The organism is Vibrio echinoideorum, from assembly GCF_024347455.1.
Lineage (GTDB): Bacteria > Pseudomonadota > Gammaproteobacteria > Enterobacterales > Vibrionaceae > Vibrio > Vibrio echinoideorum.
This window is the reverse complement of the sequence record NZ_AP025483.1, coordinates 2,734,482-2,756,396: the sequence shown is the minus strand read 5'-3', so window position 1 is coordinate 2,756,396 and position 21,915 is coordinate 2,734,482. Positions and strand designations below refer to the sequence as shown.

The following is a 21,915-nucleotide window of genomic DNA, read 5'->3' as shown; positions in this document are numbered from 1 at the left end:
TGGAATTTCGAGGTATTAACTAGATAAACAGCGCCTTATAAGCCTGTTCAATCCCTTCAATCAACATCTGCATACCGATCACTGCGAGTATCAAACCCATCATTCGGGTTATCACGTTCAATGCACTTGGTCCGACAGCTTTAACGAAGCGTTCACCGAATACAAACAGTATGTAGGTTAGGGTGCAGAGGAGGCCAAATGCCACAATGGTAATAATGGTCTCGTAGATTCCCTCTGTGCTGGCAAAGTTCATCGCAGTTGCAATGGTGCCGGGGCCCGCCAGTATAGGCATGGCTAAAGGTGATACCGCGATACTCAATGCTGCATCTTGCTGCGCGTCTGAATTGACCTTCTCTTTTGCTTTGGCGTGTGTCGAGTCACCTTGCAGCATGTGAAAACCAATAAGAAATACAAGAATACCGCCGGTTATGCGCAGTGCGTAAAGTGTGATGCCAAACAGATCAAAGATGAGCTTGCCGGAAATAGCAAAGGTACTCACGATGATAAAGGCGATGAGCACTGAGCGAAAAGCGATCGACTTCACCATCTCTCTATTGCTATCAGCCGTTAAACCTAAAAAGATCGGCGTATTGGCGATGGGATTCATTATGGCAAAAAAGCCCATGAACACGGTGATGGTATGAATGATCAACTCTTTCATATTATTCCTTTAAAAATATAGGGTTAAATACTTAGCGACTGGTGTATTTAATCTTATAGATAAATAACTATTAGGAATAGATAGTAGAGCAAATATGGATGAAAAACAGCCAGGTTAATACTGGCTGTTTAGTTTTAGTAGTAGGTGTAAAGATTTATTCGTACGTTATTGTCGGTTTCTTAATTAACGGATTTCTTTTGGTTCCTCAAGTTCGACTCACGCCGCTCTGCTGTTAGGCGTTTTGAGATTCGCTAACGGCAACCGCTAGTGCCACAGTCGCACCGACCATTGGGTTGTTACCCATACCTATAAAGCCCATCATTGCGACGTGTGCTGGAACGGAAGAGCTACCTGCGAACTGAGCGTCAGCGTGCATTCTGCCCATGGTATCAGTCATGCCGTAAGACGCAGGGCCTGCTGCCACGTTATCTGGATGCAATGTTCGGCCAGTACCGCCGCCTGAAGCCACTGAGAAGTAAGGTAGACTTTGACGAGTACGTTCCGCTTTGTAGATACCCGCAACTGGGTGCTGAAAACGAGTAGGGTTAGTCGAGTTACCTGTAATACTTACGTCTACTTCTTCTCTGTGCATGATGGCTACGCCTTCGCGTACGTCGTCAGCACCGTAGCATAAGATCTCTCCGCGAGGGCCTTGTGAGAAGCGGCGACGTTCTGTTTCAACAAGCTCACCCGTTTGGTAATCGTATTGAGTGCGTACATAGGTAAAACCATTGATACGAGAGATTAAGTAAGCCGCATCTTTACCCAAGCCATTTAAGATTACTTTCAGTGGTGTTTGACGCGATTTGTTGACGTTAAGTGCAATTTTAATCGCACCTTCTGCAGCGGCGAAAGATTCATGACCAGCAAGAAAAGCAAAGCAGTGGCTCCCTTCATTTAGAAGGCGAGCTGCGAGCGCGCCATGGCCAATGCCCACTTTACGTTGTTCGGCAACACTGCCGGGTTTGGTGAATGCTTGAAGGCCTTCGCCAATGATATTCGCGGCTTGTTCAGCGTTGCTCGCTTTACGAAACAGAGCTAGTGCAGCACCAAGGGTGTACGCATCAGCAGCGCTTTCAAACGCGATAGGCTGGGTATCCATTACTAACGCTTTCGGGTCTACATTGTGTGATAGACAGTATTGGTTCGCTTGCTCTAAAGAGTCGAAGTTCATTTCTGCCAATACGCGACTTACAGATTCATTAAATTGAGTGTTCATCATATCTTTCCTCTAAATTGGCAAAAATTACTGTTGGCGTGGGTTAATAGTGGTAACGGCTTCGTCGAAGCGACCATAGGTACCCATAGCAAGATCGGCTGCTTCATTGGCAGTGACACCTTGATTAATCGCTGTCATCATTTTGCCGAGGTTGAGGTACTCGTAGCCAATAACCTCACGGTTATCATCAAGAGCAAGTTTGGTCACGTAGCCTTCAGCAAGCTCTAGGTAACGAACGCCTTTCGCTGAGGTTGAGTAGCTAGTACCCACTTGGCTGCGTTGTGTTTGACCGAGGTCTTCTAATGCCGCGCCGATTTCTAGGCCACCTTCAGAGAAAGCTGATTGAGTACGGCCGTAAACAAACTGCAGAAAGATTTCGCGCATCGCTACGTTAATCGCGTCACATACTAAGTCAGTATTCAGGGCTTCAAGAATGGTTCTTCCGGTGAGGATTTCGGCTGCCATCGCGGCTGATTGAGTCATGCCTGAACAGCCAATCGTTTCGATTAGCGCTTCTTCGATGATGCCGTTTTTTACGTTAAGCGTTAATTTTGCTGCACCTTGTTGTGGTGCACAAGTGCCTACGCCATGGCTTAAGCCAGAAATAGCGATGACATCTTTTGGGCTAACCATTGCGCCTTCAACGGGAATTGGCGCTGAAGTGTGAAGATCACCCCTTTGAATAGGGCACATTGATTGAATTTCTGAAGAGTAGTGCATAATGTTTTCTCACTATTAGAGTCATTTAAGACCTAGGGCGTTGAGAAAACAGGACGTGTTGGAAGAGGTGTGGCTAATTCACTACAGATCTTGAGTATCGATAATCCAAAGGTGTCATGAACCTTGGTCTTAGTAGACTAAGTCCATTTCAAAATGGAGGAATAGCGATACGTCCAACAGTATTACCTGTTTTCGATTCTGTAGGAGTCATTAGCACTGTTCGAAAAGAACGGGCGGTTGAAGCAAAAGCTTAGGTGGAACCCCATCACCTGATGTCTATATATTAGATCTTTATCACACTTTCGTGCAAGCTAATGTTTAGAGCGATTTCGACTATAAACCGGCTTCATTATATTTCGATAAGTATAAAAAAACGCCAATAATAGGCTCTGGTTAGAGGTGTTATTGACGTTTTTTAGAAAGGTGTCAGCTAGTTACGCTGCATCTTCTTCTGTGTTTTCAACAGCTTCAAGTTTCTTTTCTTTTTTCGGAGCTGGTTTACGCTTAGCGCCTAATGCGTAAAGAACTTCTTCTTTATTCTTCGCTAGGTACATTGCAAGTTCTTCTTGCTTGCCTTCATCTTCAACTAAATCGCTTTTGCTTAACAGTTCAAAAAGCTCATCAGCCATATCCAGCATTTTGTCGTATGCGTCAGCTTCGGCTTTAGAGGTAAAAGTCATTTTCTCTTCTCCGTTGCGTTCCACCACGTACTTGACGATAACAGCCATGGTTAATCCTCTAAGTTTGATAAATTTTACTGGCTTTTTATACAGTTTCTGATGCGAAAAGTCCAGTTGAGGGCGGAACTATGCGGCCTCAATCTTGATGTGTAGCCCAGTCTTCACAATAACTCATGAAAGATTTTAACAGCGGGCTTTGATATTTGTCTTTGTGCACCAACATCCAGAATCGTCGTTTCATGTCGAGCGGTACATCGAGTGCTTTCACTCGGCCTGAATCAATCGCGCGTTGTGCTGCTAATCGGGATAAACACGCGAAACCAAGATTGGCGGAAACCGAATTGATGATCGCCTCGGTGGTATTGAGCTCAAATGACTCATACCAGTGTTCGATACGAGGAGCGACGGCACGCAGGAAGAACTCGCGAGTGCCTGAACCTGATTCTCTCAGTATCCAATGGCTGCCTTCTAGATCTCTTAAATTTACTTTGTCTTTTGCCACTAAAGGGTGTTGATTGCTAACGATAATACACATTTCATCGCTACTGAACTGGCTAGAGATCAACTCCGGATGGAGTGTTTTTCCTTCAATTAACGCGATATCCAGTTCATAATCCACCAACTTTTGGCAGATCAGCGCACTGTTTGAAATAAACAAGCTCTGATCTTGATGCTGAGTACGCTCTCTAAAGCCTGACAAAATAAAAGGTGCCACCTGATTACCAATCGTGTCACTCGCGCCGACCTTTAAATTACCACTTAATGGTTGGTCATCGCGGAATAGAACATCTATACCAGCAGCCCGATGAAGAATCTCGTCGGCTAAGGGAAGAAGCTTTTGTCCTTCTTGATTGAGAATTAATCGGTTGTTGACCCGGTCAAATAGAGAGTGACCCAACTGTTTCTCCATTTCACCCAGTGCCATACTGACGGCTGCCTTTGATAAAAACAGAGCTTCCGATGCGGCGGTAAGTGTCGAATGTTGGGTAATGGTGACAAACACTTTGAGTTGTTTAATTGAAATATTAGCCATCAGATTCCTAGTTTTGCACTGCTGGTGGAATGAATATCGTTCAGAATTAATGAACACTTGTTATATATAATTGGATATTGTTTAACGAAGCGCAAGCGTATTATGGCTTCAACAAGCTGATGAGTTCACAAGTTTAGTGAATTAAGTTTAAGAGAGGCTGACATGATTCAACGTATTAAATATAGATTAACAGGAGCTCCAACACCCATGGCAGGGTTAGCACTCGCAATTGCAAGCTTAGGCTGGTGTTGGGATGGTGTTTTAGTCGCACAAGGTACTTTACACACTCCGGGTTTGGTGCAGTGGATCAGTGCGGGTATTGCGGCGGTATTACTTCTTGTTTTAGCTGTGAAATTTTTGATTCACGGTCACTTATTACGTGAAGACCTTGCTCACCCTGTTGTCGGCAGTGTTGTACCCACATTCGCGATGGGTTGTATGGTGGTGTCTGCTTCGTTGGCGCCAATCTCTCCGTTTCTTCAAGAAGCAATGTGGTTGGCTTCGGTAGCGTTACATGTCGTGTTCTTGGTGAGCTTCTTATACCACAGAGCTAAAAACTTTGAGATTCACCACATGGTGCCAAGTTGGTTTGTACCACCAATCGGTATTATCGTGGCAGACGTTTCTTTTTCAGGTAATCCGATCTTAGAACCCGTTGCTCATGCGACTTTAGTCTTTGGCTTATTGGTTTATGCCGTAATGCTACCTCTCATGATCTACCGTTTGATCTTCTCTCATGAAGTACCTGACGCAGCAAAACCAACGATTGCGATTATGGCGGCACCAGCCAGTTTATCTTTAGCAGGCTACCTAACGGTGACGGCAAATCCTTCGCCAGTGATCATTGGGTTACTCTTTGGCATTGCAGTGTTAATGACGTTTATTATCTACATTGCGTTTTTCAAACTACTTCGTCTGCCATTTAGCCCAGGTTATGCGGCGTTTACCTTCCCAATCGTGATTGGTGCAACGGCGTTATTCAAATTGGCGGCTTGGATGCAAACTGTTGGTGTGGAAACTCACTATGTGGATCAAGTCTTCAACCTAGCGTATCTAGAATTGATTGTGGCAACGTTTGTAGTGGGTTATGTTGCGGTTCGTTATTACATGAATTACAAACCTCATCGTGTACTAAGCGCGGTAGGCAGTAGATTGTAAGAAGCAATAGTTCAAAAGATAAACGGACCTTAAGTTTTCAGTATTTCATAAGCTTATATTCCTAATCCAAACTCGGCACTTATGCTAATCTGGCTTTATATTGTGGCAAGATTAGCGTGAGTGCACTTTGTTTACTGTTTACCATTCCAATAAAGTCGATACTTTAAAAATCCTTCTCGTTCACTTAATCAAAAGTGATCCTTTAGCCAATCCTTTCGAAAAAGAGCAGATCTTGGTTCAGAGCCCAGGTATGTCTCAATGGCTTAAGATGGAACTCGCCAAAGAGTTTGGTGTAGCAGCAAATATAGACTTTCCCCTTCCTGCAACCTTCATTTGGGATATGTTTACCCAAGTGCTTCCTGATGTACCTAAACGCAGTGCTTTTAACAAAGAAGCGATGACGTGGAAGTTGATGAGTTTGCTACCTGCTAAGCTTGACCACCCTGATTTCTTACCCCTGCAACGCTATCTTGAAAACGACGAAGATGATTCGAAGCTGTATCAATTGGCAGAGAAAATTGCCGATATCTTCGATGGATACTTGGTGTATCGACCTGAATGGATGGCGATGTGGGAAGCAGGAGAACCCGTTGCTGAATTGGTCGATGATGAAGGACAACAAGATCACCCTTGGCAGCCAATTTTGTGGCAAGCACTCTATGATCAAACCCTGTCTCAAGGTCAATCGAAATATCACCGTGGTAACTTGTACCATGACTTCATTGAAGCGCTAGCCAACCAACAAGGTCAACTGCAGCATCTGCCGAAACGCTTATTTGTATTTGGTATTTCGTCGCTGCCACCTCGTTACATGGATGCGTTGAAAGCACTCGGTGAGCAGATAGATGTGCACTTAATGTTTACCAACCCTTGTCAGCATTACTGGGGTGATATTCGTGACCGTAAATATTTGGCGAGAGTCGAGGCCCAGCGCCGTAAGCAGTTTGCTCTGGTCGATGGCTTACCTCAATTAGAGGGCGAAGCTTCACCATTGAAAGATGGCATTGAAGCCAATGTTGAAGATGAACTGCATATCAGCCAAGCCGTAGGTAACAGCCTGCTTGCGTCTATGGGAAAATTAGGCCGAGATAACCTGCTCTTACTGTCTCAGTCAGATAGCGAAGAGCACGAGTTCTTTATTGATGTTGAGAGGGATAACCTGCTGCATCAACTGCAAGCCGATATTCTCCAGTTAGAAGAGCATCAAGACGACCACATCTTAGATTCCAGTAACCATAAACAGGTGGTTGAACTGGGCGACCGATCTCTGACCGTACATGCGTGTCACAGCCCAATGCGTGAGGTTGAAGTCCTTCATGATCAGCTGTTGGCGATGTTTGATGCCAATCCGACATTAAAACCACGCGATATCATCGTGATGGTGTCTGACATTAATGCTTATAGCCCAGCGATTCAGGCGGTATTTGGTAATGCTCCGGGTGAGCGTTATATCCCTTACTCGATCTCTGATAGAACGGCTGACCAAGAAAGCCCAATTCTGACCGCCTTCATGCAGTTGGTCGCGCTACCGAATACGCGTTGCTTGGCCTCTGAGTTACTAGAGCTATTAGAAATTCCTGCGATGATGGCACGCTTTGGTATTGACGAGTTTCAATTTGAGCAAGCCAAGCAATGGGTTGAAGAGGCGGGTATCCGTTGGGGCGTGGACTCTTCTACCGCAACCGAATTTGACTTGCCTGCGACCGAGCAAAATACTTGGCTATTTGGTATTCAACGTATGCTTTTAGGCTATGCGATGTCAGATTCTGCGGGTTTATTTGAAACTGAACACTCTCCGATTGCCGCTTATAACGAAGTTCAAGGTATTAACGCCGAACTTGCTGGTAAGTTAGCGCACTTTATTGATCGTATTGCCCATTACCGCCAACGTTTAACTGAAACACAATCTATCGATATGTGGCGTGAAACCTTGCTGCAAATGATTGATGATTTCTTTGCGGTTGAACTGGAAGGCGAGGTGGTGCTCAAATCGATTCGCGATGCACTTTCGCAACTGAATGAACAGCTTGATGATGCCTTGTATGAACAAGAGTTGTCGCCAAGCATTATCTACCAGTACCTCAATAATAAGTTATCTGGCGCGCGTATTAGCCAGCGATTCTTAGCTGGCCAAGTTAACTTTTGTACCTTGATGCCGATGCGTTCTATTCCGTTCAAAACCGTCTGTTTGTTAGGTATGAATGATGGTGTTTACCCTCGCTCAATGCCGCCAGAAGGTTTTGACTTGATGAACGGGCGCACTCGTCCGGGTGACCGTTCTCGTCGTGATGATGACCGCTACCTATTCTTAGAGGCAATGTTGTCGGCGCAAGAGTGTTTATACATCAGTTATGTCGGCCGTTCGATTCAAGATAATACTGAGCGAGTGCCGTCGGTATTGGTTTCAGAGTTGATTGAATACTGCCAACAGAACTACTGTTTGAGTGACGACCAAGCCTTACCAAGTGATGATTCAGGCATCAACCTGACTCAAGCGATCAGCTTTGAACACACCATGACACCGTTCAGCCCTGCTGCGTTTACTCAAGGTGATGCGAGCCATGTGCTGAGTTACGCCAAAGAATGGCTTCCTGCGGCTAACCGTTCAGGTGAACGCAGTGGTGAATTTAATCGCGCCTTAGATGACTATTTGTTGGGTGCGACGTACCCGTTAGAACTCGATTTGGTTGAGTTACAGCGTTTTTGGCGTTTGCCAGTGCAGTACTTCTTTAATCGCCGTCTAAAAGTGGTGTTTGAGCCGCCACTTCCTGTGATGGAAGACGATGAGCCATTTGTACTTAATGGTTTAGAGAGTTTCCAACTTAAGGATGCTTTGCTGCAAGTGTTACTGGACCACCCTGAAGGCGCAGACGAAGCGGTTCGATTGTTTGTCTCTGAGCAAAAAGCACAGGGCCGATTACCGGTCGGCGCCTTTGGTGATATCGAATTTGAAACCAATCGTGTTCAAGCGGAAGACTTAGCTAAAGAGATTCGATTTGTGAGCGGATCACCGCAGCAAGATCTCGAAGTGAATATCGAATTTGATGTGTTAGGCGAAGGCAAACCTGTTCGTTTGATGGGTTGGTTAACTCAAAACTATCAATCGGGTCTAGTTCGTTTCCGTAGCGGTAAAATACGCTCTCAAGATTATTTGGCAGCGTGGATTGATCATCTATCTTGTGCAGTGATGGGGCACGGAAAAACGACACATATTATTGGCTACGACAGAAAAGAAGGCGTGGTTCACCAAACGCTACAACCTATCGGCGATGCGCTTCAGGCGAAGAGTTTGCTGGCTGAGTTAGTACGACTGTTTTATCAAGGCATGACAGCACCACTGCCTTACTTCCCGAAAACCGCATTGGCTGGCGTTGAGGCTGGCTTTAGCCGTGGTAAGTGGGTCGATGACGAAGAAAAGTCCCTTAAGAAAATGGCCGATACTTTTAATGACAGCTTCGCCTTTACGGGCGAGGGCAGAGATACTTACATCTCTCGAATCTGGCCTAAATGGGACGATGAATTGGCTGCTCAGTCGAGAATGTATTCGACACTTGTGCTGCAGGCGGCAAGGTTGGCTTCTGCCGATCTGGAAGATCAGGAGTAAGTGGCTGTGATCAGCAAGATCGATAACGGGTGCGCTGAATTAATGAAAGACGAAAGAGAGTCGCTGCTAAGCATTTGGGATGCTTACTTTCCTGGTGAAAGAAATCAAGGTGAAGGGAATCAAGATGAAGAGAAGCAAGGTACAGGGAATAAAGTGGCCGCCAGTAAATCATTATTAGTGTAGGGCGTTCGCTGTACGGCCACAGGTCAGAGGGACCATTATTCTGTGGTTCAAAGTAACGCATGAGTATAAAACTCGTAGGCGCTCCTGAACTCGTGGGCGCATAGTAGCGAGGCGATCTGAATTGATCCGTGAGAGAGATCGCACTAACTATTAACAAATTGGCGTAGGACGTAAATTGAATGACGTTTTCTACGCTAGGTCACATTTGTAACAACACATTTATCAGAAGGCAGTAAGGCATGACGACCACAAGCAGTGCTCAGGTAATCGTTCCACAAACACTTGATACCATGACGTTTCCACTTCATGGCGCGCGTTTAATTGAAGCATCAGCGGGTACGGGTAAAACATTTACCATCGCTGGCTTGTATTTGCGCCTACTGCTTGGGCACGGTACCGCTGCGCCGCAAGGTGATCTGACTGAAGTTACTCGACACCATGAGCCACTAACCGTGGACCAAATCTTGGTGGTGACCTTTACTGAAGCCGCAACGGCAGAGCTACGCGATCGTATCCGTGCTCGAATCCATGATGCACGTATTGCGTTTGCTCGCGGGCAAAGTGACGACCCAGTGATTGCTCCTCTGTTACAAGCCATCGATGATCATGCTGGCGCTGCGAAAACTCTGCTCAATGCTGAAAGGCAAATGGATGAAGCCGCTGTATATACCATTCATGGCTTCTGTCAGCGTATGCTGACCCAAAATGCCTTTGAGTCTGGAAGCCGTTTTGATAATGAATTTGTGACCGATGAAAGCCACCTAAAAGCACAAGTGGTCGCCGACTATTGGCGTAAACAGTTCTACCCACTGCCAATTCAACTCGCGGGGGAAGTGCGAAATATTTGGGGCTCTCCCGCTTCATTATTAGCTGACGTAAATCGCTACCTGACAGGGTCTCCGCTGAAGTTGACGGTAGATGCGATGTCGGGTGACCTGCAAACTCTGCACAATCAAAACCTAGACAAAGTGAAGCAACTTAAAGCGCTGTGGTGTGAATCTGAAGTGGACTTTTTGGCTTTGATTTCAGGTTCAGATGTGAACAAGCGCAGCTACACCAAGAAGTCTTTGCCGACTTGGTTAGAAGTGGTGACAGCATGGGCGCAGAGCGACACCCAAGATTACCAGTTCCCAGATAAATTAGAGAAGTTCTCTCAAGCTACTCTGATTGAAAAAACACCGAAAGGCACTGCACCTCAGCACGCGGTGTTTGAAGCGATTGAGAACTTCTTAAACTCTCCAGCAGATCTAAAAGCTCCATTGCTGGCACATGCGATTACTCACTGTCGAACTATGCTAGCTAAGGCTAAACAGCAAAAGCAGTGGTTATCGTTTGATGATTTGCTGACTCAGTTATCCGCGTCCATTGATGTGGATGAGCAGTCATTGTTGGTGGAGCGAATTCGAACCTTATACCCAGTGGCGATGATCGATGAATTCCAAGATACCGATCCGCTGCAGTACAGTATTTTCAGCCGAATTTATCTCGATAACCCGCAGTGTGGTCTGTTTATGATCGGTGACCCGAAGCAGGCAATTTACGGCTTCCGTGGCGCAGATATCTTTACCTATATCAAGGCGAGAAACCAAGTTAGTGCTCACTATACATTGGGGACTAACTGGCGTTCGAGTGCTGATATGGTCAGTGCGGTAAACCAAGTGTTTATGAATTCGGATAGCCCGTTTATCTACGACCAAGATATTCCATTTTTGCCCGTCGCAGCCAGCCCATCGGCTGATAAACGCCAATGGGTAATGAACGGAGAAACTCAGCACGCACTTACCTTTTGGCTGCAAGATGCTGAAGATAAGCCCTTACCAAAAGGCGAATATCACAAAGCCATGGCCGAGGCGACGGCGAGTCAAGTTCAAACCATTCTGACGGCTTCTCAAAACGAACAAGCCTATTTTGATAACGGCAAAAAACAACATGCCGTGAATGCGGGTGATATTGCTGTCTTGGTTCGAACCGGTAGTGAAGGTCGCCTGATTAAGAACGCGCTGTCTGAGCAAGGCATTGCAAGCGTGTATTTGTCTAACCGAGATAGCGTTTTCACCAGCTTGGTCGCACAAGATATTCAACGCTTACTGCAAGCGGTGCTGACGCCAGAAAATGACCGTGCATTGCGCGCGAGTTTAGCGTCGGAGTTGTTTGCTTTGGATGCCGCCTCATTGGATGAACTCAACAACGATGAAGTGGTGTGGGAAAACGTCGTTAACGAATTTCGAGAATACCGTAAGTTATGGCTACAGCGCGGCGTGCTACCAATGCTTCGCAGCGTGATCAGTAAACGACATCTCGCGGAACGTTTACTGGAAGAAGAAAATGGTGAGCGCTCACTCACTGATTTGATGCACATTGGCGAATTGTTGCAACAAGCAAGACAAGAGCTCGACAGTGACTATGGCTTGTTGCGTTGGTTGGCAGAAGCGATATCAGATGCACAAAATGGTTTAGGCGGCAGCGATGACGACATTCAACGCCTTGAATCAGAAAGAAACTTGGTTCAAATCGTTACCATTCATAAGTCGAAAGGCTTGGAATATGACCTCGTATTTTTGCCGTTTGTCGCGAGTTACCGTGAAGCGAGTGAAGGCAAGTTCTACGATCACGAGTCAGATACCACAGTGCTTGATATTACCGGTAGCGATAGTGCCTTAGCACAAGCTGATAAAGAACGATTGGCGGAAGACTTACGTTTAATTTACGTGGCGCTTACTCGTGCTGTTTATGGATGTTTCATTGGCATGGCACCGCTACGTAAAGGGCGTTCAACCAAAGAGCCAACAGGCGTTCACTTGAGTGCTATGGGCTACTTGGTTCAAAACGGACAAGAGCAAGGCATCGCCGAGTTACATCAAGCTCTGTCAGCGATTGAGGGTAAGAATTCAAGCGTATTGCTGTCTGAAACACCAACCGCTCACGAGCAAGTGTTTGTTCAGGCAGAACAAGTGAGTGACGACCTACAGGCTAGCGAACTGAAGGCTTCAATTGACCGAGCTTGGCGTATCACCAGTTACTCGGGGCTTGTAAAACAAGGCAGTCACGGAGCAAGCCATGACGCTACGATTGAGGTGTCTGGCTTCGATATTGATTCAGCCGATGAGCAAGATGAGTCGGAACTGATTGAACCGGAACGTTCTATATTCACGTTCCCTCGCGGTGCTCGCCCTGGTACCTTCTTACATACCTTGTTTGAGGATGTTGAATTTACCGAGCCAGCAACCAGTGACCATAACACGCAAGTAATCACTCACTTGTTAGAGTCAGAGCAATACGAAATCGAATGGTTACCGGTGCTTCAACAGCTTGTTGATACGGTGCTAAACACGGCTTTAGATGGAAAGAACTTAAAGCTGAGTGAGAAAGACTCAACTCAACGACTGGTTGAGATGGAATTCTTGTTGCCGATCGAAGTATTAGCATCCTCTGAACTTAATCAAACCATCCAGTATCACGATCCATTGTCGGCAAAAGCGGGTGATTTAGGCTTTCAAACGGTGCGAGGCATGTTGAAAGGTTTCATCGATTTAGTATTTGAACATAAAGGCAAATACTATGTACTCGACTGGAAATCGAACCACTTAGGTGATGATGTTTCTGTCTACCATGGTGAGGCATTGAAATCGGCGATGGCCGACCACCGTTATGATCTGCAATATCAAATTTATGCTTTGGCGTTGCACCGTTTCTTACGTAGCCGCGTTGCGGATTACAGCTATGAACAACATTTCGGTGGGGTTTATTACTTGTTCCTAAGAGGGATGGATGGTCAATCTCAACAAGGTATTTTCTCGGCTAAACCAACACTGGCTTTGCTCGATGAAATGGATCAATTGATTGACGGTAAAGTAATAGACAGACGTTCAGCACAATTGAATGACAATGAAACTGGACAGATGGGGCTTCTATAATGACAACAACGACCACGATTGATACGACAAACCCTGTAAAGCCAGTTTCACTTATCCCTGATCAGCTCATGGATGTATTGAAGTTCCTTGCGGATAAGGGCTCGATTCGTCAACTGGATTATCAGTTTGCTCGTTTTATTGCGCAGCAAGCAACGAGTTATTCTCAAGAGATCGGCTTTCTTGCTGGGGTTGTAAGCCATGAGTTGGGCAAGGGGCATATCTGTACTCAGCTTATACAGCAGTATACGGTAGGCCCTGAACAAACGGCGGATCTTGCTCAGTTACTTGGGTTGTACGGTGAAACTGCCCTGCAATTGAATCAAAAGTTATTAGGTATGGATTGGGTGGCGGTACTTCAATCGTCAAACCTAGTAGGTACAACCAATGATTGCGTTAAGCCGCTGATGTTTGATGGGCAGCGTGTCTACTTGCAACGTTATTGGAACTACGAAGTTGTGTTGGCTGAGACCTTAAACCGTTTAAGTAAGCCAGTAGAGTTCAATATTGAGCAGAAAAAAGCGCTGACTGAAACGCTCAATCAACTATTCGCACGCAGTTACCATTTTCTGTTCAATGCCTTAGCAAAGGCTGAAGCAAACCAACAAACCTCTCAAGTGTTGCGCCAGCAGTTAGTGTGTGACCATCTAGATATCGTCGATGAACAGGCTTTGGATTGGGGTTCTATCGATCAAGCGATTGTTCAAGCCAAACAAGTGACCGATTTAGATGTACTGGATAGTCTAGTGCCGTTATCTGTCTGTTTGAACTGGCAAAAGGTCGCGGCAGCAGTGGCGTTAAGTCGTCGTTTCGCGGTGATTTCTGGTGGGCCGGGCACGGGTAAAACCACTACGGTAACCAAATTACTATCGGCGATGGTTGAGCAATCGTTAAGCCAAGGTAAAACACCGACGATCAAGCTCGTGGCACCGACAGGTAAAGCGGCGGCACGTTTAACTGAGTCGATTGGTAAAGCGATTGAGCAGCTGCCATTAGCACCTGAAGTGAAGGCCAACATACCGACGGAATCGAGTACCTTGCACAGACTGCTTGGTGCGATTCCGAATCGCGCTGAATTTAGACACAACCGACGCAATCCACTTCACCTTGATATATTGGTGGTGGATGAGGCTTCGATGGTCGACTTATCCATGATGTATAAGCTGGTGGATGCACTCCCTGAACACGCAAGGTTGATTCTGCTTGGGGATAAAGATCAGCTCGCTTCAGTAGAGGCTGGTGCCGTGTTAGGTGATATATGTTCATTCAACTCTGTCGGATATAGTTCAGCTCAAGGCAACTTGATTGCAGAGATGACAGGTTTTGACGCGATAGCCAAACCAAGACAAATCAAAGCTGGAGCGGTTACTCCTCCTGCGATTGCGGATAGCTTGTGTATGCTGCAGAAGAGTTACCGCTTCGATGCGCGTTCAGGTATCGGGCAATTGGCAAAAGCGATCAATAACGGGTCTGCCAGTCAAGTTGACCAAGTTTTTGCTAAAGGATTTGGAGACATTGAAAATCACCCGCTGTCGAGTGATAGCTATAACTTGATGCTGCGAACTTTGGTCAATGAATATGGTGGGTATCTCAATAGAATGAATGTACCGCTAGAAGAGCTAGAAACTCAAGAATCACGCGCAAAATCGGTTCTCGATCTGTTTAGCCAGTGTCGATTACTGTGCTCTATTCGTGAAGGGGATTTTGGTGTTAAAGGCCTCAACCACAGAATCGAAAGGGCACTTGCCGCAAGACGTTTGGTGAATCCACATAACGATGAATTGTGGTATCACGGGCGACCTGTGATGGTAACGCGTAATGATCATGGTTTGGGTTTGTATAATGGTGATATTGGTATCTGTATGCTTGAGGCTGATGCAACGACTTTAGAGTCAAATAGTGCGAATTCCACACCTAGATTGAAGGTGTATTTTGAATTGCCAGATGGCAGTGTGAAAGCAGTGCTTCCAAGCCGAGTACCCGATCATGAGACCGCTTATGCGATGACGATACACAAATCTCAAGGCAGTGAGTTTGATCTGACCTTGATGATCTTACCGCCAGACTTCAGCCCTATTTTAACGCGCGAGCTTATCTATACAGGGATTACGCGTGCTAAGAAACGACTGATGATGTTCAGCGATACAAATGTATTGAAGCGTGGGATTAAGGTGAAAACAGAGCGAGTGAGTGGTTTAGGCAGTCGCTTAACGAATTAGTCGTTAATAGCAGCTAGAAAAGGGCTTGAACTTAGAGCTAGATAAACACAAAGCAACCATCCCTGGTTGCTTTGAACGTCATTAAGACTCTTTGCCTAAAAACGCTCGAGTAAATGATATATGGTTTATCTTGTATTTTGCTTGGCAATTCAAGATAAACTCTTTTAGATTTTCGCTCACAGGGAACACGCAGTGTACGTCTAGCCCTTCTAAGAATTGGTTATCAGCCATATCCCAAAAACTTTGCAGCGAGTTACAAACAATGGTTCTCATATCAATGTTGCTCTTTTTGCTGTTTATATCAACGGTCAGAACGGCTTCTAGCGTGTTGACCGTTAACGGGTATAGCAATCCGTGCAGTGACCACCTCAATGTTATAGGTTAAACATTGGGGGGTATTCCAATAAAAACGTTTGTTGATATTCATAAAACGTGCAAATTCTATACAATTATTGGTGTAAGTTAAAGTGCATAGTTAATAAAACTCATATAGTAAACGATTACATTTGCAATTAATTTGAAATCAAAGTGAGATTTTGATCCAAAACTTTGTTTATACGTTTAGCGCTAAGATTTTTGAGTTTCTCTGATAGTTGTATAACCCCTGTTTTTCCATCGGTAATTCATCAACACCTATCTCGTAAAAACCCTGTTCTCGGAACCAGTGAAGGCTATGTGTGGTAAGAACAAAGATCTGGTCGATATCACGCGACTTGGATTGATGACGCATATAATCCAGCAGTAATTGCCCACGGTTTCCATCGCGGTAGTCAGGGTGGATAGCGACACACGCCATTTCTGCCATGTGATCTTCTGGATAAGCATATAGTGCAGCGCAGCCAATAATCAGACCGTCTTTTTCAATGATGGTAAAACGATGGACTTCTTGTTCTAACTGCTCTCTTGAACGACGAACGAGAATACCTTGTTCTTCAAGCGGGCGAATAAGGTCAAAGATACCACCAATGTCATCAATCTGAGCTTGTCTGACTTGCTCGGCACTCGCCATGACCACTTGGGTTCCAATACCGTCGAAAGAGAACAGCTCTTGGATTAATGCGCCATCCACTTTGTAGCTGATTAAGTGACAACGAGGCACTCCTGCACGACAAGCAGAGATTGCGCCTTTCAAGAATCGCAGTGTTCCTGTACTCATATCTTCAGCTGGGTCTTGAGATTGAGTTAAGCGTTCAAGAATTTGTTTGGCGTCTTTAGGGAATAGTTCGGCGAGTACATCACCGTTTATGTCTGTTACGCCTTGCTCTGAACAAAACCCGATGAGTTTGTCGGCCTTTAAACGAATGGCAACTTGAGTCGCGACCTCTTCAGAGAGCAGGTTAAAGCTCTCGCCAGTCACGGAACTGGCAATAGGCCCAAGCAGCACAATAGAGCCTTGGTCGAGTGTGCGATTAATCCCTTCTATATCTATTCGACGAATGCGCCCGCTGTGGCAATAATCAGTACCATCATCCACACCCAGAGGTTGAGCCGTGATGAAGTTACCACTCATGACATTAAGTTGAGTGCCAGCCATTGGCGTGTTGTTTAGGCTCATTGAAAGGCGAGCCGTAATAGCCAGCTGTAATTGACCCGCAGCTTGCATTGCCACACCTAAAGAATATTCGTCGGTGACTCTAATGTTCTTGTGATAAGGCGTATGGCAATCTTGCTTTGCTAACAGTTGGTTGATCTGTGGTCTGGCTCCATGCACGAGAACAATCTTGACTCCCAGGCTGTGGAGGAGGGCTATATCACTAATAATGTTCCCGAAATTCTTATCGGCAACGGCTTCGCCTCCCAGCATAATGACCATGGTTTTGCCACGGTGAGCATTCACGTAAGGTGTTGATTGTCTGAAGCCTTTTACTAGCGCTGTACTTCTTAATTTCACAGAACAAATCCATTTTGTTTATTTATTCGTTAATTTAGCATTTAAATTCAAATCTAAACAACATGTTTTTGGAATAAAGCGCAAACTATTCTCATCGAGACTTCATTATACAAACTGTCTCAGTGTAGAATGTATACAGCATCTTTATGAGTAGTAACCGAATGCAACAAGCGCCAGCACGAAAGAACAAGATCGATGAAATAACGAAAAACCTTTACAGTGAAGCAGAACAACGCAATCAATCTAAATTGAAGCGTAAGATCATCGAACGTTGCTTGATGGTATTAGCCTTGGTGGGCTCATTTGCTGTGGTTTCTTTATTTAGCGATGTGCTTTCTCGAGTACAAGATGCAGCAACACCTGACCACTTGCTATACGGTACTTGGGTAGAGCAGGATGTTGCCCATTATGCGACAGATGAGTTTGTGCTCAATGCGAATGGTGTGTCAGTTCGTGGCTCAGTTGTGTCGACTAACTTTGACTTTGACGGTAGCTACTTTGAATATGAAACAGGTGATAAAAAATACCGCTTTCGTATGACTAATGCTGACAATACAGAAATGGTGCTCGATTCAGGTGCTCACTACAATCCTATCTTCCGTCTTAAGGGATATATCGATAATTCAGTTCGATAGGTTATCTTACTGTAAACTCTTACAATCTAAGATTGTGTTATCTGACCGTTTTTGTCATCCTCGATGCATAGAATTTTTAGGATGACTCTTGTGATTAAAAAATGGCTTCCCCTTGTTGCCGCCTCTTTCTTATTTGGCTGTGCTCAACCTACCGATCGTGCTCAACAACACCTTGATGATGAATTTCCCCGTACCTTAAATAAGGTCGATCAGGTTGAATCCAACAAACCAAGAGACTACACCGCGTTTTCAGAACAAGCTGAGATGGTGGTTTCTAAGTCCCCTTCAATGGCTAAGATCTATGAACCGCTGTATCAACAACTCAACGAGTGGGCGATGCTGAGCGGTGATCCTAGCGAATTAGCTAACTTTGGCGTTCAAACCGCTCAATTGGGTGGTGGAGATAAGCAAGGTAATGTTTTGTTTACCGGCTATTTTTCTCCTGTCATAGAATTGCGTCATGAAGCGAGTGAAGAATATCGTTTCCCTGTTTATGGACTTCCTGATTGTGATAAAGAGTGTCCGACTCGCGAAGAAATTTATAATGGTGCATTAGAAGGGCAAGGCCTTGAACTTGGCTATGCAGCAAACCGTATCGATCCGTTTATGATGGAAGTGCAAGGCAGTGGTTTTGTGCATTTTGGTGACGACGATACGCTCAAGTACTTTGCTTATGCAGGTAAGAACAACAAAGCTTACGTGAGTATTGGTCGTGTATTGATCGACCGAGGCTTAGTTCCTCGCGAAAAAATGTCACTGAAGGCAATCAAAGAGTGGGTATTGGCGAACGAGCCTGAAGTGGTAAAAGAGTTGCTTGAGCAAAACCCTTCTTTTGTCTTCTTTAGTTCTAGAGAAGATTTGTCGGTAATGGGAAGTGCTGGTATTCCATTGTTACCAATGGCTGCGGTCGCAGGTGATCGCTCTATTCTCCCTATGGGAACACCAATACTTGCGGAGGTTCCATTGCTGAATGCCGATGGTACTTGGAGTGGCGCGCACCAACTAAGATTGTTACTGGTTTTGGATACCGGTGGCGCAGTTAAGCAGAACCATTTAGATCTCTACCACGGTATGGGCCCAAGAGCGGGTACTGAAGCGGGTCACTACAAGCATTTTGGTCGTGTATGGAAGCTTGGCTTAGATGGCAGTGCAACCGAAGCGCCTTGGGCTTTGCCTCCTGAAAAGGTCGAGTAAACAACAATAAAATAGGGCATTGAAAGCGAATCGCTAATCCCCTAGACTTTTAATTCAAGAGTGCGTATAAAACGCACTCTTTTCTTTTTCTCAGAAATAAATTGGCGGCAATAATGCGTGAATTGACCACACCAGCTTCAGAAAACTATGACCAACGATTTGGTGGTACTCGCCGCCTATATGGCAATAGTGAAGTCGACATACTTAGAGCAGCGCACGTGTGCGTGATCGGTATTGGTGGCGTAGGTTCATGGGCTGTTGAAGCGCTTGCTCGTACCGGTTTGGGTGAGCTGACTTTGATCGATATGGACGATGTGTGTGTGACTAACATCAATCGCCAGATCCATGCAATGTCGGGCACCGTTGGCAAAAGCAAAATCGAAGTGATGGCTGAGCGCGTTAAGCTGATTAACCCTGAGTGTAAAGTTAACTTGATTGATGATTTCATTGGCCCTGACAATCAGGCTGAGTACTTGTCGAAAGAGTTCGATTTTGTGTTAGATGCGATTGATAGCATGAAAGCCAAGGCTTCGTTGTTGGCGTATTGTCGTAGTAACAAAATCAAAGTGATCACCACGGGTGGCGCGGGTGGGCAAGTCGACCCAACTCAAATTAAAGTCGCCGATCTGACTAAGACAATTCAAGATCCGCTAGCGAAGAAGCTTAAAGATACTTTACGTCGTCACCACAATTTTCCTAAGAACCCAGATCGTAAATTTGGTATTGATTGTGTGTTCTCTACTGAGCAACTTAAATACCCTCAAGCTGACGGTAGCGTATGTGCTGCGAAAGCGACTGCAGAAGGGCCAAAACGCATGGACTGTGCGACGGGTTTCGGTGCAGCAACGGTTGTAACCGCGACTTTTGGCTTTGTGGCTGTTTCTCGTATCGTAGAAAAGATCATTCAAAAGCACTCTAAGTAGTTCTCTATTATTTGCTTAAGAACACTAAACCATTGTCACCTGTACATTTAGTCATAATCTATTGGATATTAAAATGATGTCATTCCCAAGCTCTCCATTTGGTACTGAAATTACCAGTGATGATATTGTCGCAAAAATGCAGACATTCAGCGGTTGGGAAGACCGTTATCGCCAAGTGATTCAATGGGGAAAGAAACTGCCCAACATGCCTGATGAGCTGAAGAGTGAGCAGGTTGTAGTTTCTGGTTGTGAAAGCCAAGTGTGGCTGGTCTCTCAGAATGTCGATGGGGTTTGGTCTTTTTGTGCAGATTCTGATGCTCGTATCGTGCGCGGTCTGATTGCATTAGTGATGGCTGCGTATGACGGCAAAACATCAGAGCAGATTCAAGCGTTCGATATTGACGGCTACTTTGAAAAAATCGGTCTAATCACACACTTGAGCCCATCTCGCGGTAATGGTTTAAAAGCGATTGTTGCTCAAATTCAAGAGCTAAGTGCTTAATATCTCTTAGATACACAGAAACAAAAAGGGTTGACGCTAAACGCCAACCCTAAATAATTTCGTTACTCGTTACTCGTTACTCGTTACAGCATATCTACTGCTTTCTCTACTGCAGCAATCAGTTTTTCAACATCATCCATGTTGTTGTAAATCCCAAATGAAATTCGTACCGTTCCTTTCACATTAAGCGCATCCATTAATGGATGAGCACAATGATGTCCTGCGCGTACCGCGATACCTTGTTGATCTAACAGTGTCGCAATGTCTTGATGGTGAACACCATCCATCACAAAAGTAATCACGCTTGCGTTGGGCTGATACCCCAAAACCTGAATATCATCCAGTTTACTGAGTGCACGGTAGGTTTCGTGCTGAAGCTGGTGGATATGATTTTCGACATATTGCTGTGCAAAACCACTCAACCATTCTATTGCAGTGCTTAATGCTATCGCGCCGGCTACATTTGGTGTTCCGGCTTCGAACTTACCAGGCAGTTCAGAAAAAGTAGTGCCAGAAAAAGAGACGCGCTCAACCATTTTGCCACCGCCGTGCCAAGGTGGCATCGCTTCGAGCAATTCAAGTTTGCCATAAAGTACACCGATACCCGCAGGGGCATAGAGCTTGTGTCCTGAAAATACGTAGAAATCCGCACCTAAAGCAGCTACATCAACGGGCTCGTGTACGATGCCTTGTGCGCCATCAATAACCACAATCGCATTCATCTTGTGTGCTTTTTCTATGACAGCTTCAATTGGCTGACGAGAACCCGTCACGTTGGTTATCTGAGCTAATGCAACAATCTTGGTTCGTTCATTTAAAAGCGTATCAAACGCGACTAGGTCAAATTCGCAATCCGATCTCATCGGCACTTTAACGACTTTAGCCCCGGTTTGCTCTGCCATAATTTGCCAAGGCACAATGTTGGCGTGATGTTCCATTTCGCTAACCAAGATCTCATCGCCTGGCTGAAGGGTACTTCTTGCGTAGGTTTGAGCTATCAGGTTGAGTGCTTCGGTGGCTCCGCGAGTCCAAATGATCTCTTTTGAAGATCTTGCACCAATAAACTGAGCGACCTTATCTCTTGCCGCTTCAAACTGACTGGTCGCGTTCGCTGTTAAGCTATGACTACCACGGTGAACATTGGCATTTTGTTTGGAGTAATATTGGCTAATGGCATCAATAACCACCTGAGGTTTTTGTGTCGTTGCCGCGCTGTCTAAGTAAACCAACGGTTGTTGATTGACGGTTTGTGATAACGCAGGGAACTGCTCTCGGATGTGATTGATATCAAGCATCTATTCTTACCTAAAATCTTGGAAATTGGTGCTAGCGTTATGCTTAGCGGTATCGTTATTTTATCGCGACTTGTTAACCGTTGCTGA

The 21,915-nt window shown here is 45.3% G+C and carries 17 protein-coding genes and 1 riboswitch; of the genes, 9 read left to right on the top strand and 8 right to left on the bottom strand.

Annotated features, from left to right (window positions below):
• Nucleotides 1-19: 19 nt before the first annotated feature.
• The 5 genes from OCV36_RS12500 to OCV36_RS12480 all read right to left on the bottom strand — a co-directional run bounded on the left by OCV36_RS12500 (nt 20) and on the right by OCV36_RS12480 (nt 4,313).
• Nucleotides 20-661 (bottom strand): MarC family protein, encoded by a 642-nt coding sequence (locus OCV36_RS12500; RefSeq protein ID WP_017074186.1) that lies wholly within the window; start codon nt 659-661, stop codon nt 20-22.
• 232 nt (nt 662-893) lie between these two features.
• A complete protein-coding gene (locus OCV36_RS12495) occupies nt 894-1,883 on the bottom strand; it encodes a GGGtGRT protein (protein ID WP_017074187.1) in 990 nt (329 codons plus the stop codon).
• A 24-nt stretch (nt 1,884-1,907) separates the two neighbouring features.
• Nucleotides 1,908-2,600: an iron-sulfur cluster assembly scaffold protein gene (locus OCV36_RS12490; protein ID WP_135455485.1), complete on the bottom strand. Its 693-nt coding sequence runs from the start codon at nt 2,598-2,600 to the stop codon at nt 1,908-1,910.
• Nucleotides 2,601-2,794: 194 nt separating this feature from the next.
• Nucleotides 2,795-2,879, bottom strand: a riboswitch (Fluoride riboswitch).
• A 155-nt stretch (nt 2,880-3,034) separates the two neighbouring features.
• Nucleotides 3,035-3,328, bottom strand: a complete 294-nt coding sequence (locus OCV36_RS12485; protein ID WP_135455484.1) for a YebG family protein — start codon at nt 3,326-3,328, stop codon at nt 3,035-3,037.
• Between the two features lie 88 nt (nt 3,329-3,416).
• A complete protein-coding gene (locus OCV36_RS12480; RefSeq protein ID WP_017074189.1) occupies nt 3,417-4,313 on the bottom strand; it encodes a LysR family transcriptional regulator in 897 nt (298 codons plus the stop codon).
• Nucleotides 4,314-4,475: 162 nt separating this feature from the next.
• Between OCV36_RS12480 and OCV36_RS12475 the strand changes: the two genes are divergently transcribed.
• From OCV36_RS12475 to recD, 5 genes are all read left to right on the top strand, one after another.
• Complete coding sequence (locus tag OCV36_RS12475) at nt 4,476-5,471, top strand: TDT family transporter (protein WP_167853016.1); 996 nt, start codon at nt 4,476-4,478, stop codon at nt 5,469-5,471.
• A 127-nt stretch (nt 5,472-5,598) separates the two neighbouring features.
• On the top strand, nt 5,599-9,075 hold the full coding sequence (gene recC / locus OCV36_RS12470) for an exodeoxyribonuclease V subunit gamma (protein ID WP_135455482.1): 3,477 nt from the start codon (nt 5,599-5,601) through the stop codon (nt 9,073-9,075).
• Nucleotides 9,076-9,258: a hypothetical protein gene (locus OCV36_RS12465; RefSeq protein WP_135455480.1), complete on the top strand. Its 183-nt coding sequence runs from the start codon at nt 9,076-9,078 to the stop codon at nt 9,256-9,258.
• A 239-nt stretch (nt 9,259-9,497) separates the two neighbouring features.
• Nucleotides 9,498-13,172, top strand: coding sequence for an exodeoxyribonuclease V subunit beta (recB, locus tag OCV36_RS12460; RefSeq protein WP_135455478.1), 3,675 nt, complete (start codon nt 9,498-9,500; stop codon nt 13,170-13,172).
• Nucleotides 13,172-15,388 (top strand): exodeoxyribonuclease V subunit alpha, encoded by a 2,217-nt coding sequence (gene recD / locus OCV36_RS12455; protein ID WP_135455476.1) that lies wholly within the window; start codon nt 13,172-13,174, stop codon nt 15,386-15,388. The genes recB and recD overlap by 1 nt, the downstream gene beginning before the upstream one ends.
• Nucleotides 15,389-15,469: 81 nt before the next feature.
• Here the strand turns inward: recD and OCV36_RS12450 are convergent, their stop codons facing one another.
• A complete protein-coding gene (locus OCV36_RS12450; protein WP_029224107.1) occupies nt 15,470-15,661 on the bottom strand; it encodes a hypothetical protein in 192 nt (63 codons plus the stop codon).
• Between the two features lie 280 nt (nt 15,662-15,941).
• Entirely contained in the window at nt 15,942-17,279 is a 1,338-nt protein-coding gene (gene argA, locus OCV36_RS12445; RefSeq protein ID WP_017074195.1) for an amino-acid N-acetyltransferase, read from the bottom strand.
• Between the two features lie 161 nt (nt 17,280-17,440).
• Here argA and OCV36_RS12440 point away from each other — a divergent pair, with 161 nt between their 5' ends.
• The 4 genes from OCV36_RS12440 (at nt 17,441) to csdE (ending at nt 20,533) form a co-directional block, all read left to right on the top strand.
• The gene (locus tag OCV36_RS12440; RefSeq protein ID WP_029224941.1) at nt 17,441-17,914 is read left to right on the top strand and encodes a DUF2850 domain-containing protein; all 474 of its coding nucleotides are present in this window, start codon (nt 17,441-17,443) and stop codon (nt 17,912-17,914) included.
• An 81-nt stretch (nt 17,915-17,995) separates the two neighbouring features.
• Nucleotides 17,996-19,108: a murein transglycosylase A gene (gene mltA / locus OCV36_RS12435; RefSeq protein ID WP_135455474.1), complete on the top strand. Its 1,113-nt coding sequence runs from the start codon at nt 17,996-17,998 to the stop codon at nt 19,106-19,108.
• A gap of 113 nt (nt 19,109-19,221) precedes the next feature.
• Nucleotides 19,222-20,031 (top strand): tRNA cyclic N6-threonylcarbamoyladenosine(37) synthase TcdA, encoded by an 810-nt coding sequence (tcdA, locus tag OCV36_RS12430; RefSeq protein WP_017074198.1) that lies wholly within the window; start codon nt 19,222-19,224, stop codon nt 20,029-20,031.
• A 73-nt stretch (nt 20,032-20,104) separates the two neighbouring features.
• A complete protein-coding gene (csdE, locus tag OCV36_RS12425; RefSeq protein ID WP_135455472.1) occupies nt 20,105-20,533 on the top strand; it encodes a cysteine desulfurase sulfur acceptor subunit CsdE in 429 nt (142 codons plus the stop codon).
• Between the two features lie 83 nt (nt 20,534-20,616).
• On the opposite strand, the gene csdA is transcribed toward csdE, so the two are convergent.
• Nucleotides 20,617-21,828, bottom strand: coding sequence for a cysteine desulfurase CsdA (gene csdA, locus OCV36_RS12420; protein WP_135455470.1), 1,212 nt, complete (start codon nt 21,826-21,828; stop codon nt 20,617-20,619).
• Nucleotides 21,829-21,915: the final 87 nt, after the last annotated feature.